Source organism: Rhodohalobacter sp. 8-1, assembly GCF_038150125.1.
GTDB lineage: Bacteria > Bacteroidota > Rhodothermia > Balneolales > Balneolaceae > SW132.
Genome location: NZ_JBBVMF010000033.1, coordinates 1 through 15511, shown reverse-complemented (window position 1 = coordinate 15511; position 15511 = coordinate 1). Strand labels below are relative to the sequence as shown.

Annotated in this window: 13 protein-coding genes and 1 pseudogene; 3 read left to right on the top strand and 11 right to left on the bottom strand. The window is 43.8% G+C overall.

Translation table 11 applies throughout. The annotated features are described in order from the left end of the window. Positions 1-121 precede the first annotated feature (121 nt). The 6 genes from purU to AABW11_RS19275 all read right to left on the bottom strand — a co-directional run bounded on the left by purU (position 122) and on the right by AABW11_RS19275 (position 5387). Positions 122-958 carry a formyltetrahydrofolate deformylase gene (gene purU / locus AABW11_RS19300; RefSeq protein ID WP_340106978.1) on the bottom strand — a complete coding sequence of 279 codons (837 nt, stop codon included), beginning with the start codon at positions 956-958 and terminating at the stop codon, positions 122-124. A gap of 553 nt (positions 959-1511) precedes the next feature. Beyond that, a complete protein-coding gene (locus AABW11_RS19295; protein ID WP_340106977.1) occupies positions 1512-2765 on the bottom strand; it encodes a porin family protein in 1254 nt (417 codons plus the stop codon). Positions 2766-2774: 9 nt separating this feature from the next. Continuing rightward, positions 2775-3302: an RNA polymerase sigma factor gene (locus tag AABW11_RS19290; RefSeq protein ID WP_340106976.1), complete on the bottom strand. Its 528-nt coding sequence runs from the start codon at positions 3300-3302 to the stop codon at positions 2775-2777. Between the two features lie 115 nt (positions 3303-3417). After that, entirely contained in the window at positions 3418-4275 is an 858-nt protein-coding gene (locus AABW11_RS19285) for a DUF5777 family beta-barrel protein (RefSeq protein WP_340106975.1), read from the bottom strand. A 60-nt stretch (positions 4276-4335) separates the two neighbouring features. Continuing rightward, positions 4336-4938 carry a YceI family protein gene (locus AABW11_RS19280; protein ID WP_340106974.1) on the bottom strand — a complete coding sequence of 201 codons (603 nt, stop codon included), beginning with the start codon at positions 4936-4938 and terminating at the stop codon, positions 4336-4338. Beyond that, positions 4938-5387 carry a cupredoxin domain-containing protein gene (locus AABW11_RS19275; RefSeq protein WP_340106973.1) on the bottom strand — a complete coding sequence of 150 codons (450 nt, stop codon included), beginning with the start codon at positions 5385-5387 and terminating at the stop codon, positions 4938-4940. The genes AABW11_RS19280 and AABW11_RS19275 overlap by 1 nt, the downstream gene beginning before the upstream one ends. A gap of 296 nt (positions 5388-5683) precedes the next feature. On the opposite strand from AABW11_RS19275, the gene AABW11_RS19270 reads away from it, so the two are divergent. After that, on the top strand, positions 5684-5896 hold the full coding sequence (locus AABW11_RS19270) for a hypothetical protein (RefSeq protein ID WP_340106972.1): 213 nt from the start codon (positions 5684-5686) through the stop codon (positions 5894-5896). Positions 5897-5936: 40 nt separating this feature from the next. Here AABW11_RS19270 and AABW11_RS19265 read toward each other — a convergent pair. The 3 genes and pseudogenes from AABW11_RS19265 to AABW11_RS19255 form a co-directional block, all read right to left on the bottom strand. Continuing rightward, positions 5937-6602, bottom strand: a pseudogene (locus AABW11_RS19265) (SOS response-associated peptidase). A gap of 158 nt (positions 6603-6760) precedes the next feature. Further along, positions 6761-7243 (bottom strand): phage replication initiation protein, NGO0469 family, encoded by a 483-nt coding sequence (locus AABW11_RS19260; RefSeq protein WP_340106971.1) that lies wholly within the window; start codon positions 7241-7243, stop codon positions 6761-6763. A 528-nt stretch (positions 7244-7771) separates the two neighbouring features. Continuing rightward, positions 7772-10567: a hypothetical protein gene (locus tag AABW11_RS19255; protein ID WP_340106970.1), complete on the bottom strand. Its 2796-nt coding sequence runs from the start codon at positions 10565-10567 to the stop codon at positions 7772-7774. Between the two features lie 407 nt (positions 10568-10974). Between AABW11_RS19255 and AABW11_RS19250 the strand changes: the two genes are divergently transcribed. Beyond that, positions 10975-12087 carry a fatty acid desaturase family protein gene (locus AABW11_RS19250; RefSeq protein ID WP_340106969.1) on the top strand — a complete coding sequence of 371 codons (1113 nt, stop codon included), beginning with the start codon at positions 10975-10977 and terminating at the stop codon, positions 12085-12087. Positions 12088-12260: 173 nt separating this feature from the next. Here AABW11_RS19250 and AABW11_RS19245 read toward each other — a convergent pair whose 3' ends face one another. Further along, positions 12261-12416 carry a lmo0937 family membrane protein gene (locus AABW11_RS19245; RefSeq protein WP_340106968.1) on the bottom strand — a complete coding sequence of 52 codons (156 nt, stop codon included), beginning with the start codon at positions 12414-12416 and terminating at the stop codon, positions 12261-12263. Positions 12417-13287: 871 nt separating this feature from the next. Next, on the bottom strand, positions 13288-14364 hold the full coding sequence (locus AABW11_RS19240) for a 3-oxoacyl-ACP synthase III family protein (protein WP_340106967.1): 1077 nt from the start codon (positions 14362-14364) through the stop codon (positions 13288-13290). Positions 14365-15051: 687 nt separating this feature from the next. On the opposite strand from AABW11_RS19240, the gene AABW11_RS19235 reads away from it, so the two are divergent. After that, positions 15052-15336 (top strand): hypothetical protein, encoded by a 285-nt coding sequence (locus AABW11_RS19235; RefSeq protein WP_340106966.1) that lies wholly within the window; start codon positions 15052-15054, stop codon positions 15334-15336. The last annotated feature ends 175 nt before the right edge of the window (positions 15337-15511 follow it).

Genomic DNA, 15511 nt, shown 5'->3' with positions numbered 1-15511 from the left:
GCCATCTACCACAATGAGACGCTGACAGGACCTCCGGACGCTGTCAGGTCGACACTAAGCCGCCGCCGAGACTCTCCAAGGTCTTCCAGACGCTTGGAGGTCTCTCACAACTAAAAGCCACTCACTCGAATAAAATTGTTTTGTGTCTGTAGATGAACACACGCTCTTCCAGAACCAATTTAAGGGCACGGGTAAGAACATTTTTTTCGACATCCTGTCCTGCCTGAGCCATGCCTTCGGCCGTGTAGGTGTGGTTAACCGGCAGCACATCCTGGGCAATAATCGGCCCTTCATCGAGATGTTCGGTTACAAAATGAGCAGTAGCACCAATAATTTTCACCCCACGTTCATAAGCCTGTTTATACGGTGAGGCCCCTATAAATGCCGGCAAAAATGAGTGATGAATATTGACAATCCGGTTCGAAAACTGCTGAACAAATTCGGGTGTAAAGATTCTCATATACTTGGCAAGAACAAGGTATTCGGGGTCGAATGCCTGGATTTCCTCCATCACTTTCTCTTCGTGCTGAACCCGGGTAAGCCCCTCAACCGGCACATGGTAAAACGGTATTCCAAACGATTCAGCCAGCGGACGAAGATCATCATGATTACTAACCACGGCTTTGAGGTCCGACTGCAGCTCGCCATACCTGTTTTTCAACAAAATCTCACCGAGGCAGTGAGGTTCTTTTGTAGCCAGAACCACAATAGGTTTTTTCTTCATCACCGATACGCGAACGGTGGCCTTCTCAGGCAGCACGCTGTTAAGCTCTTGCTCGATATCGCTGCTCCACCCGTTTCCTTCAACAACCGTTCGCATAAAAAAAGTACCGGACACACCATCCACAAACTCCTGGTTAGCGGTAACATTGAGCCGGTGATTATAAATCACCTTCATAATATTGTAGATCAGTCCTTTTTCATCAGGACAGTCGATAAGAATTATTCGGTCCGGCATAGCACGTCAGTTTCTTGATTTGGTTTTCAGCAGCAGGTAATATCACTAAATCGACCGACATCGGAAAGAATATTAGGAAAACGTATTGATCCCAAAATGCATGATTGTGTAAACAGCTAATTTTAAAGGGTTCTACCCGAAAGCTTGTGGGTCCATAAAAACATCCGATGTCCACTTCCTTATATAGGCTCATGAAGACAGTTGTGATCAATCAGCACGTGAAACCAATCATTTATGCCATTCGATAGGACAAACTATATTGCTTTTTCAGATTCTTCATAAACCGGAAAATCACCGTTTTATTCAGAATGACAAGGATTTTGCTTGTGAATGGGGCGGCGTGGCGACATGGCGATATTGAAAAAACGACTACTGTGCCCACACCGCCTACGTGCCCACTAATGAGTGTGTCATCCTGATCAAGCCATTGTAGTTGATGGCGCAGAGAAGGATCTGCAAAAGCAATCGGCCTATATTTCGGAATATTATTAACATGAGATAAGCGACTGTTCACAAATTCTGCCATTAACCACAAACTTTCCTGCAGAACCTTTCAAAGTTTATAACTCAGCGAGATAAAGCTTCCTAATGAATAAAGCCGAACATTGCTTATACCGACGTTTCGGAGAGGTAACTTAATTTGAGGTTCCGCTCTCAGGCTCCAGTTGGGATGAATATCTACTTCTATGCCGATTGAAAATCCTGCGTTACTCATCCAATGAGCAGTGCCTGTTTTCCCACTGTAGCTATAAGAATTATACTCTTGATACTGATCTTCGTAAGTGAAGTCGTATTCCTCATTCAACATGATGTATGAAGAAACACCCGCAGTGGCAAAAATCCTTGATCGAGAAAATTCCAACACGTTGTATTTTACGGTGAGCGGGATATCTAAGAGAATACACTCGCCTGTAATTCGATCAGGGACCACTCCTCTTGTCAGGTAATCCGGTGGATTATATCCGCCTTCCGTTCCCTGGTAGCGCACAACGCTGCGTGACATACCTGTTGAGACAGACATACGTTCATTAATTTGATACCCCACGCCCAAACCCACCGAATATCCCGGGGTCTCAAAATTCGAGAAACCGTCAATTGTGCTCAGGTCAGGCGCAGCCATCAAACTCAATGAAAACCCGGATCCGCTGTTTGGAGCCTTCTCATCACCCTCAAACTGAAATTGAGGTAATTTTTGAGTAGCAGCCATTTGAAACTGAATCATTGCTATACCCGACACCGGATCACTGACATTTTGCATTAATGATGCAGTGATAGTCTGCGTTGAAAGTTCTGAAGTTAAACAGCTATCGCAAGCGAGTATGCCGGATTCTTCAGAGTCCAAATCATCTAACCCTGCGGCAAGATCATTCGTTAAAGAGGTTGAAGGCTCATCAGGCTCATCTGTTTTGCGGCTGTCGGATAAATCAGTCGGAATATTCTCATTTGATTCTGATGATTCAGTAAGATTTGCTTGCCCCTCCTGTGAATGATCTGCAGTGCTATTTTCCCGGGAGCTGTTACTGTCTTGTGCAGAATCGTTAGTAGCAATTTGATCTTCCAGTACCTGGTTCAGCTGATTAATATTCACATAGTTTTCGTACGTAAAGTATCCCAGGAAAGAGATGATGAGAAAAGCAGCCGCTGTAATTATAGCCACTTTCCTGCGGTACGCCATTTTTGCATCACGCAGATCCAGCTTTTTCTCCAGTTTCAGCCAGTCCGCCTCGCGGTACGGGATATCATATTCCGCCCCGTCTCTTTTAAAAAGCTCGCTAAACGGATCGTTATTATTTTTTTTCTCAGACATAAATTGCTTCTACGTTAACGTCTTTTCCAGCATCACCTGCAGATTCTGTTTTGCCTTATGGAGGTTCGATTTTGAGGTGCCCACTGTTATATCCAGTGCTTTGGCCACTTCTTTATGCTTATACCCTTCAATCACATAGAGGTTGAATACTGTTCGGTATTGTGGCGAAAGCTTCTGTACCATGGCAATTATCTCACGGTAGTTGATGCCACTAAGTATTTTTTCATTGCCCGACAATGTGTTTTCATGCAGTTCAAAACGTTCGGGTTCCTTGCGCTTTTTGAATTTGTGATAGTGGTCGATAGCTGTGTTAATCAAAATTCTTCTGAACCACGGCTTAAACGGGCGGTTTAAATCAAACGACTTAATATTCTCATAGACTTTCATGAAGCCGTCGTTCAGGATTTCAGCCGCTTCATCGCGGGATTCAGCATAATAAAGCGTGATACTCATACCATACCCATAAAACATCTTATAGAGACGTTTTTGGCTTTCTCTTTGCCCTTCCCGGCACCCATTTAAAATGTCATCAAGCAAATTCTTATCGAATCCCCATTAATTTGGTTTGATGGTTCCCTGATTAAATTCCGTCTTCAAAATGGCATATTCCGATTGCCACTAAAAGAATGTCACTCATTCAAATAAAATAAATTTACAAGCCAAACACTCTGTTTATATTAAACCCGAAGCGGAAGTCGCCCTCCCAAAATTTGTCGCTATTATTGGCCATAATATATTGTTCTCCATGCCATTGTGAACTTGAGAAAAAGATTTGAAAAATGTGGCCTCCTGTATTGATGTTCAATGAAAGTGCCATCATATCTTCTGTTCCGAGATTTCGATCACTCAAAACCGGCAGGTATTCAGCACTCAGTGCAAAACGCTCGTTAAGCTCATACTGAGTTAAAAATCCGAGCCCAAACAGGTTGTTTTGGTCACCTGCCGATACCCGGTTGAACCGTGCAAACATCGGGGCAAGCTGAAAACTGAGCCGGTCAAACTTCTTTGCTGCCATCAGGCTAACGAGATAGGATAACCGTTCAGAAAATGCCAGCCCCCTGCCGGACAGTGTGCTAATTCCGGTTGACAATTTTACTGCTACATCAAGCGGAACCGAGCCGCTTTCAGTCTGCCTCAGCACGTTCACTTTGCTTCTGATATCCACCACTTTGTTAAACGTCATCCGTCCAATGCCGACAGATACCTTATCAGTGATTCCATAATCGAGCCCAAGGCGTGTATTCGCGCCCAGATCAAGCCCCCAGAACACATCTGCTCCACCTGAAACCAGCCCGAATGTGTGCATGACGGTAGATTTCAAATTGTTACCAGATACATTCTGAACTGTTCCAATCCCGACATTTGTGGTTCCCCAGAAGATATCTTCCACAACGGGGTTTGTCTCTACTCGTTCGCGCGACAGCTGCGCCTCTGATCTGTTTGGAAACACGATAATGATAGAGATCACTGCTACTGCTATTCCCTGTGTCCATCGATTACTTATTATCATACTAACTCCACACTTTTCTTTTTGCTTACTGATATGGTTTTAATCCGCTGTATGAATTGACTACTCGCTGCTGAGAGTCTCTGGATCTACGGGATTGAGGGTTGCTTCAATTTCAATTTCCTGAACCTCATCCACCCGATAGAACAGGATGCCCGGCGCCTCGATATCGTAGTCCTCAAGACGGAGCTCCCAGCCCGCATTCAGGATAAGGCTCCCGTTCTGCGGTTGAAGCGTACCTTCGATCGTTACCTCTCTGGTATTGCCGTTAATCGTGAAATCTCCTCTGACTCTTGCAACTTGCTGTCCGCTCGAATCCGGGCTGAAAGGCGTCTCAAGCGTGCCGGTAAATTCAGCAAACGGATGGTCCTCGGTGTTCAGCGTTTGGTACATGTCCCGGTCCCGCTTCCCGATTCCCGTTTCAAGAGTATTCAGATCGAGGTAGAAATCGACCAGGTTTTCCCTCAAATCGATCATTCCGGTCAGATGGTCGGACTCCCCCGTGAATGAATGTAGCGGGACACTGGATGCAAACTCCGCATACCCTGAATCTGTATAGTAAACGATATCCTCGCTGGTCACCTGAGCCGAGGCACCTGAGAAAATCAGCAGTGATAAAACCAGGCCGGCTGCTGCTCTGCGGCATATTGCGCTATTGATACACATTAATCTGCTTCTTCGACTATTATCGTACCGGTCATCCCCTGGTTTACATGAGGTATACAGAAATAGGGGTAGGTTCCCGTTTCGTTAAAGGTATAAGAAAACTGTTCATTCGCAGCAACATTTCCGCTGTCGAACAACCCATCATGATTCCCATCCGTGCCGCTTGTGACGGTATGAATCACGTTACTATTATTTGTCCAGGTAACCGTAGTTCCTACTTCGACCGTGAGATTGGCCGGGACAAACGAGATCCCCTCCATGCTCACTTCACTAGATGTTGGTGTACCATTTCCATTGTCATTGCCATTAGTATCATTTTCTGCATCTGTAACAGAATCTCCACATCCGGCTATCATCATGACTATAAGAAGGGTACATGCAATAACAAATGAAAAGCCCAAGACTCGATTCTTTCCGGGTAAGCTGATTTTGTACGTTTTAGTATCCATAAGACAGCAGGTTTAATTAGTAATTTTTTCCAAAAAACAAGTAAATGAAATGTCACTCTGTGTGCCAATACCTGCATTTAAGTAAAAGGGTTGCCTCCGGTCTGAAGAAATTTCAGATTTCTGATGTTTAGATAGGTTTGATACCCTTTTTTGGGAAAAAAATTGATCTTTTTAGATGAGATTATTGCAAAGCCCAATAAACCCGATGGAATGCAATGTGAAAAGCTGACATCAGGTTAAAAAACGCTTGATTGCGTAAAATTGTTAATTTATGTCAACACAAACAAAACTATTGTATGATGAGCAATAAACTCAAAACACTATCGAACTCGCAGCTTGCAACTCTCATCTCAAAAAGCCTGAGCGAATACCTTGATGAAGAGGTGGAATGTAACATCAGGCACACCGACATACCCAACATTGATGACGAAGACAAAGTTGAACACAGCAACAAACGAACGATGACGTTCCGGGCCGATCTGTCGTATGAAGAGACAGATCATGTATAATTTATATCCGAATATTCGGGACTAACAGAGCAGAATTAATTCACCCTTCATCGGCAGGCTGAATTAATTCTTTCTCGTTATTTTCGACGTTATTGACTTTTTTGGAGACCGGATAATAATCTAAAGCGTCATCAGGAAACGATTGTAAAAGCTCTTTCAACGCTTCCGTATCGTCATTTGTTGGATCCAGCCATTTGGCCCATTCATCTTTTATGAGTATGGCCGGCATCCGGTCGTGCAGCTTCTTTATTTTTTAGTTTGCGCCCGTGGTCACGATCGTAAATGTGGGGATGGTTTCATCACTGTCAGGCGATTCCCAAACGTTGTATATTCCCGCAAAAGCGAATAACGGCTCTTCGTTCGGATAAATATAATAGGGCTGTTTATCACCCTTCTCTCCCGACCATTCGTAAAACCCGGAAGCAGGCACGAGGCACCGGTAGCGTTTAAAATTGCGCTTATATGATCGCTTACTATCCAGGGTATCCGCCCGGGCATTAATCATGCTGTAACTGGTATCTTTTTCATCGGCCCAGAATGGCAGAAAGCCCCACTGAAAAGGCAGGATGGATCGCCTGCCGTCTTCATTTTCGCCTACCACCGGTACGGTCTGGCTCGGGGCCACATTATAGCTCGGCTGCAGCTCATCGAGCTCCACACGGTCAGCGTCAAACCAGTCTTCTATAAGCGTATAGCGTCCGCACATGGGAAAGGATTCTCAATTCGTATTATAGTTGGTAACGAGTTTAGGTTTAATAACATAAGCCGTTAAAGAGATGTTCAATCTGGAGATGGGAACAGGCGTGTGACGCACCCAATTTCGACGCTATAAAAGCTCATCATGATTTTCCACTCTTATGATTCTTACAGAGTTTCTGTAACTCCCTCGTATTTGCCAGACGGTTGAAGCTGAAGGTCCGGCGCCGGAAGCAAGCTTTCCACATGGCTGCAGGTACCTCGATCAGTTTCCCGGTGCTCTACGCAAATCACTGCGGGTATGTCCACCACGTCCTCCAAGTTGAAGCCTCGTGCTAACGTCTCTTTTTGAAACGGCTGTCCCCGCCAGCGCTCCATATCCTTTCTGAGGTTCAATTTCTTGTGAATAAACTTCGTATACCTCTTCTGAAGTAGATATCGATCACTATGTTCGTTGGTAACCTGGAGTTCGAAGATCAAAAGCACCATCTGCTTATCTCCAAATTTAGTGTCGACTTTGCCTAAATCCCTGCAATCCACACAGACGGCAGGTTGTAGTCCATTCGGAATGCGCAGCATTTCCCAGGGAACGGATGCACCATTAAATAGAAGCGCCATAGTTAGCGCCATCATTCGAATTCTGAAATCCATCACAGACATATCGCACCTACGGCGCTCCCATTTTCATGCCGCTCTTGCCCTCGGTCCACCGCTGCGCAGCGGGCACGGGTTGCGGATATGACATCCCGCAGCGGGACTGTCATTATCTGAGTACTATGATAATTGCTGTTCAATATCCAAATGGACCAAGCATGACGCCGAAAGACAGATTGGAATTGAAATCATTACCTAAGTATCGATCTCAGGTTAGAAAGAGAAACCAGTGAGCTCGATTTGTTCTTCTTTAAAAGCTGCCCGGCAGTCACAGAGGTGCGAACTTTTTTCCGCGTAAGATGGGCTGTTCGGGTCAAAATAACGGTTCGGGCATGAATTTTACTTGGGATTGAGTGGTCGAAAATGGATGGACACGCTACAACTTAGGCGTTAACCGTTCAGCAAGTGTTTACCCGATATGGAGACCGGCTGGCATTGTGCTTATCCCGAATTTCAAGGATAAGCAAACCATACAGAGTTTCGTTTACTGGGTCTTTTTTGCTGCTTCATAGATACCAATTCAAATTAAAACATAAACCCTATTTCGACGGTCAGTCGTTGATCTACATCGGATTTTGCCCATGTTGTATTGATTACGAAGCTGTTAAATGCATTGAACCACAGACCGCCCCCCGTGCTGTAATGCCACTTTGAGGAGCTCATACCTTCATTCCAAACCCGGCCGTGGTCTGCTAAAGCCAGGATCCCCAGTTTACCGGGAATAATAGTACTTTTTATATCAAGCAGGGAGATCCGGGCATCCGTGTTATGATAAAATACCGCTTGGCCCGAGAACCTGTGGCGCGGTGTTCCTCTGAAGTTACTGCTATTTAAAAGCGGAGCATTAAAATTGGTTTCAACCTGTCCACCCAGCGTATTAGCCTGGTAAAACTCGAAATCTCCAAAAAGACGTGCGGCACCAATTCGTGTCGCAAAGGTTGTTTTCAGCCAGTCGATATATTTATAATATTTCAGGTTAGCTTTCAGGTTCAAGAAAAGATTTTGGCCATCAAACCGCTGCACCAGCCTGCTGTCAAGCTGACCGATCGTTCCTTCCTTCTTGATGGTTTGCTGGTTTGATATATCAAAAGTAAAACGAGTATCCAGTCCATAAAACACATCGAGTTCAGAATCTTGTGCACCTAATCCGGATGCAGTTGTATTAACAAAACGATCCTCTACCATGACTAAGTCGAAAAATTCAATAAAAGGTCCCGTCAAAAAGCTGAAATTGGGGTTAATTTGATATCTCAGCAATGCTTCTGCAGTATACTGATCGATGTTTACGGTATGGAATTGCGTATCGCGAATCACCTTTGTCTCATTTCCAAAGCCAAAGAAATTGGTCCTGGAATTGGGTACGCTTACGTTACTTTCGACCAGGATATCCGCCTTTCCCAGTGCTCTGATAAATATCCCCTGATAGTTAATATTAAACGATCCGCTTCGAAATGCGACATTACCGCCCAATGTTTGTCTTGAGGCGTAGGGATACTTTCGAAAACCATGCTTGGTAAATACAGCTCCGTTCCCCAGGAAAAGTCCGTCATCAACGTTGATACTAAAATCGGAGAACGGCCTTACGTTGTTATACTCAAATTCCTGGTAATTATAGCCGTATTTCTTTATTAGTTCTTTGGTGATCTCTTCGGTTCTCCAGTTGAATTCAATATCCGCTAACCGGTGTATTGATGCCGGATGAGTCACTACCTTTTTTCCCGAAGCCGGCAATTCACTTCGTTTCAAAAAATCTTCCTCGCCATTGCCTCCTATCAGATGCAGCCTTACCGGGAGGTCATCAACCCCGTCAAATCCGAAGGTATCCTTACCGTCGAGCCCGAATATCCGCACCTCTTTGGTATAAACTGCATCCACAATCAAAGTATCTGAAAATGAGGGTTCCGATCCGTCCGTTTCAGTCTTACTGATAATTTGAATTTTATCCCCTGATATCTGTTCAAATTTGAAATGATCCGGGCGATTGGTCCCCTGCAGGTCTATTTTATGGACAAGCACTTCAAAGTAGCGTTCCGCAAATTCAACCAGCTGATCTCGGCGTTCTTTTAAAATCTCTATAAAAAACGGCCCTCTGAGGGCGTATAAATTGGCAGGCAATTGGGATACGGCTTTTTCTATAACGGAATCGGTAAGGGCAGACTGCATGGTCTCTGCTGAGCGAATCCAATCTTCTCGGCCCAGCGTATTCATAAAACGGCGATCGAGGTAGCGTGCCACGTAGTTCATCCCCTTGATATCCCGTATATCCGGCCCGAAGTTTTGAAATCTTCTTACGGCCCATTTCCGGGTAGCGATGGTTGGCAAGACTCCGTCCGTCAGAAAAAGAGCATTATCGCGGTCAATAGGAAAAGGGCGAAGCAGACTTCTGCCATCTTTCTGTTCGATTTCAATCCATATAAACTGCTCCTCATGGCGATGCCAGTCATTGATCAGCATATCAAATAGACGGACTTTCAGCATGTAGAATTGGTCAATCAATGCTTCCGGGTGGCCGGGCATATATTCCAGCAGCTCCACTGTATTGTAAGTGCAATCCTTTGCATTATGCCCATACTTTTCCCTTACCAGCCTGCCCGATACAAATTCCTCCTTTATTGCAAGGTTGCCGGGACTTGTTTTGAGACTGTCCGTAATTCTGTCTGATTTTTCGACAAAAACGATTTCCGAACTGGTACTGTAGATCCCTGCCGCCTCAGCCAGTGGAGCCATGATAATTTTTGCATAGGGATAGGATGCGGAAACCTGATCCTGCAGCATCTCAATAATTACATCCCCGCTCAATATTTTCGGCAGAAATCGTTTCAGATCCTTGTTAAGCGTCCGTATGGCATATCTATTCCCGTCGTTGTTTTCGGCAATGATGGTTTCTGTCTGGGTCCCGGGATTTACCCTAATCAGTTTGAGTCCATTAATACCATCGTCAAAGCGAATAACTGGTACGGTTATCGGAGTAGCCCAGGATTTTCGATAATGAGCGCCGACAAAGAGTTCTCTGATCGGTGATACCAGATATTGTGAATCTGCCGCTGCCTCTATCATTGTAACATGATCGAAAACGTTTTTCGTCAGAGAATCTTCAGGGGAAACATCATAACGCTTTATGATATTAAAATAGGAGTTATCGGAACGGTCTTTCCTGCTGATTTCCAATCTGCCGATATCAGGACTTCCCTTATTTGAAAGAGAATCTTTCACCTGTTTAGAGGCGTTATTCTGATACTCACCTGTGATACTTGCCGAGCCGTAACAGGGGAGAAGCATCATGCAGAAAACGGATACTTTAATGAGGCAAATATATTTCATGACACTATAAATTTATAAAACAGAATTCAGTATTTGAAGCTCGCTTTGTAGGGATCTACTGGCTCTTCATCTGTTTGCGATTACTTTAAGTGGGGCGGGTAGTGACATATCTGATCACTGATTACACATTTTGTTGCCACTTCAATCTTATCTATGTCTACCTGTTAAAATAATCAGAAAATTATGAATTATGGGTAGGGTGCATTACTTACTTGCAAAAGCCCCTTATATAAGTCATAGATTTTTATATTTTAATAATATGCATTCGTGTATCATTCATCCCAGCACAATTCTAGTACTCTGGTCGGAATGTGTGAAATATGCGACATCTCCTAATAATTATGTAAACACTATTTATAGTAAGTGGGGACTTTTAAAATTAAGTTTAAACTAAATACTTAAAGAATATGTCTGCCGTCGAAAAAGTAACGTTTAACAACAGTACCAGCCGGGAATTCAGTAAAACAGTAAAACAACGGGTCGATCACTACTTTGAAGAGCATGACCTTTCAAAGAATGCCAACTTGCAAATGGTCGTAAAAACCATAGTAATGCTGACGCTCTATTTCGGTCCCTATGCCTTAATTATGTCGGGACAGTTTTCGCTGCAAGGGATGTGGTTCTTAACATTTCTTATGGGTATAGGTATGGCTGGCATCGGATTTTCGGTGGGACATGACGCTCTGCATGGTGCCTACTCTTCCAACAAGTATATTAATAAGGCACTGGGATATACTTTTGATCTGATTGGAGCAAATGGCTATATCTGGAAGATCACCCATAATATTATCCATCATACGTATACGAATATTCACGGTCACGACGAAGATCTTGAAGTGGCGGCATTTATCAGGCTTTCGCCCCATTCAGAGTATAAAAAAATCCATCGGATCCAGCATATACTGGCGTTTTTTGCCTACAGCTTCGCCACCTTTTTTTGGGTGTTCGCAAAAGATTACAAGCATTTTTTAAAGGATAATATCGGCCCTTACGAAAACAAAAACCATCCGATCAGCGAGTGGGTTAGCTTATTTGTGACCAAAGGTATTTACTATACCTATATGCTGATCCTGCCTCTGCTTCTACTCGATATTACTTGGGTACATCTTTTAATCGGCTTTTCCACCCTCCACCTGACTGCCGGACTAATCGTAGGGATTGTCTTTCAGCTTGCTCACGTCGTGGAGGAGACCGATCACCCCGAGCCAGACGAAGACAACATGATTGACGAGCACTGGATGATACATGAAATGGTTACCACTAATAATTTTGCCCGAGACAACAAGGCTTTATGCTGGTTCGTAGGCGGACTGAATTTTCAGATTGAACATCATCTTTTCCCAAGAATTTGCAGTGTCCACTATCCGGCCATCAGCCCGATAGTTGAAAAGACCGCTAAAGAGTTTGATATCCCCTACAATCACCACGACACATTTTTTGAAGCGGTTGCCTCTCATTACCGAACCCTCAAGAAGTTTGGTGATCCGGAATTTACTTACTCTGAAGCTGCGGCTAGATAGTAATAAGGCCTCAACTGAAATAATGATCTATTTCAATACTCAAATTCCAATAAATTGGCATGTATTAGATATAAGAATTTGTTGAAGAGTGTCCCTCAGTTAACTGGCTGAGGGCAACAGACATCTCCCTTAACTAACTGTCCATTTTTTGTTGCAATTCAAGAAGCCCTTAATCAGCCACTCTGTCCTTTAATTACCTGAAATATAATAGCAATAACAGCAATGACAAGTAAGATGTGAATCAGTCCCCCTCCAGCAAATCCACCAATGAATCCAACCAACCAGAGGATAATTAAGATTACGGCAATAATATAAAGTAGATTACCCATAATAACTTCTTTTTAAAGATTACAATCCGGGTATTCGGATTATTTTTATCCGCCTCTTTTTAAAATCATTAAACAAGCAACGGGATCGCTACAAACAGTATCAAAGCCTAAACAGCTTGATCGTTCTTGAGGCCCCAATTTACGAGACGGAGGTGGAGTGTATCTCCACTAAATAAATGTAATATTGCGTAACACACATATTACTGTATACATACTTAAAAATAGTTATAAATTCTACCGATCTGCCAGGTCTTTATTCATTTCTGTAAATTCCTGACCTGTATCAGGAGGTCAGAAGCTTGTCTCTGGTTAGTTTACTTTAAAATCCGTAAGTAATTGTCTAAATGGCATTTATACCCTTATCCATTTATCCATAACCTATCATAAATATATGGATGGATGAAAAAAACCGGGACTGTCTGTTTGTCATCTTCCTTTTCAAAGAAGTTTGGTGCAAATGTCAATTTAGTCAAACTCTTTTTGTAAGCTTCGATGAATATTCTGCTTCTTTTTTCTGAATCTGTCTACGAAATGTCTGATGCTCTTTTGGAACATTAAGGATTTCTTCTACATGCTCATTTATTTTATGATATACAGAAAATTAATCTGGTTTTTCTGAAGCAAGATCATATCTGTATTGTTTCCAAATATTTAGATCTATTAGTTATGTTAAAGTATCATTACGTTGCCTTGCAGTGATTTCCCCTCCTTCGGGCAAACTCTGAGTTTCTGACAAAGTCATATTTCGAATAATTCGATGATTTCCTTTTATTTCTTCTTCAATAAGAGATGCGGGGTGACATAGTTTTGTTAGGCTTTGCTTATTCCAGACCGGAAAATAAGTCATTCTTTGAGCCCTGAATTCTGCACCCTACACCCGGTAAACCACCGAATTAATATTCATTCCGGCGCCGACGGATGCGAAGACAATATTATCCCCCGGATTGAGTGATTGTCCGTTCATTTTCTCCCGCAAAACCAGGTCGAGCAGAGTGGGGACCGTGGCAACGCTGCTATTTCCCAGCCAGTTAATCGTCATTGGCATAATGTCGTCGGGGATCTCACTTATTTCGTACAGTTCAAAAAGACGCTCTAATATTGACTCGTCCAGTTTTTCATTGGCTTGATGAATCAGCACCTTGCTGATGTCGCCCAGTACAAGTCCGGAATCTTCAATACTTTCCTTCACCAGTCCCGGCACGTGGGTGATAGCATACTGATACAATTTACGCCCGTTCATCTTCATAAAAAGGGTATCGCCGTAGTCCTCTTTGTAGGATTGTTCCATCTCCAGAAAGTACGCCTGGGTCATCGTATCTGAGCGGGATGCATGGGCGAGAATACCGTTTCTGCTTCCCGGCTCACCCGACTCCAGAACGGTAGCCCCGGCGCCATCAGCATAGATCATGCTGTCGCGATCATGAGGATCGCAGACACGTGAGAGCGTTTCACTGCCAATTACTAGCGCGGATGTGGCATCGCCGCTGCGGATATAATAATTCGCCTGGATGATTCCCTGCAGCCATCCCGGACAGCCAAACGGCAGATCGTAGGCTACACACTTCGAATTTCTGATGCCGAGACTGTTTTTAACCCGTGATGCCAGGGTCGGCACCATATCCGAACGTCGATTGTTGTGCAGGATATCACCAAAGTTGTGGGCTAAGATAATATAATCGAGCTCTTCAGGATCAAGCCCGGAAGACTCCAGCGCCCTCTCAGCGGCTATAGTTCCCATATCTGACGCCATCATATCGTCATCGGCATAGCGACGCTCCCTGATACCGGTAATTTGCTGAAACTTTTCGATGATCTCCCGGTTGCTCTTATCAAAAGGCTCGCCATTTTTTTGGAGGAATTTGTTGTCTAAAAAATCTTCGTTAGTGACAACGTTATCCGGAATATAAGAGCCGGTTCCGGTAATGATCGTTCGGATGGGATGTTCCATAACTCAAGAGGATGAATCAAATGAATTAAAAGTTCACTTATAGGGAGATACAAAAAAAGCAGGTTAGTTTCACATTTTTAGAGGGTGAAATGAACTATTCAAAAAATTTCACGCCTTGGCTATCCGGGAGCAATCTCAACCAGCACTATTTCCGGGCAATTGGAAAATAGGAAGACCATTAAAAACCGCATAATCACCACAGGCCAAATAGTTCTGCCATGAATATTAAAAGTGACTCCTGCTGATAAAAGCATTATTTGTGAACTAAAAAAAATTAACAGAGTACACTGTCGCTCTGACTTTTCATTCTAATTTTTATAATTTTTCATTCTAATTTTTATAATAATGTGTGGATCTACCACCGCTTATGAGTGCCTGCTTTTTTCGAAAAATCTCAACAGTTTCACCATCGTCAGACATCTGTCGTCCTGATTTTAGTTGCCGCCCTTCCTCCGTCCTGAGACGTCGGCACTCATCCAGTTCATTAAGTCTCTATATACGGTTCTGCTCCAAACATCCCGATGGGGCTGTTCGTCACGAGCGGGACTTGTTCAGTCTCCTCAAATTGGCTAAAAAAGTTTCCGGACTTTCCTGACGAGCAGAAAAGTTGCCAAGGCAATGAAATAGTAGCTCAAATCAAATCTATTCGATATGTTATCATTCAAGAGTTAAAATGAAAAACAGGCTATGGAATCTGATTCACTACTGAAACGATCGGCTGCCGGTTTGCTACTTGTAATCCTGCTGCTGACTGCTCCTCTCGCCGGTGTGATGGTCGCCGGGGAGTCGCCCCTGCCCTACCTTCAATTTCCGCCGGAAACATTTCATGTTGAACAACCCGCCTTTTCATGGACAATATTTACTGCGGTACTCCTATTTATCATTCTGACAACCTGGCCGTTCTGGAAACGGTTTTCAGCCGGAGAATGGAAACCGGACCAACTGCCCGGTTCGCAACGTTTCCCGGCCTGAGGCTGGATTTCGCTGCTGGGCCTGCTGATCTTCTGGATCCTGGCCTGGACCCGTTTTTCATGGTATGAGCCGCTGCAGCGCTATACATTTTTTCCGCTTTGGTTCTGTTTTATCATTTTTCTGAACGCACTGGCAGTCCGTCTGTCCGGCCGTTGCCTGATGACCTGCCGGCCGG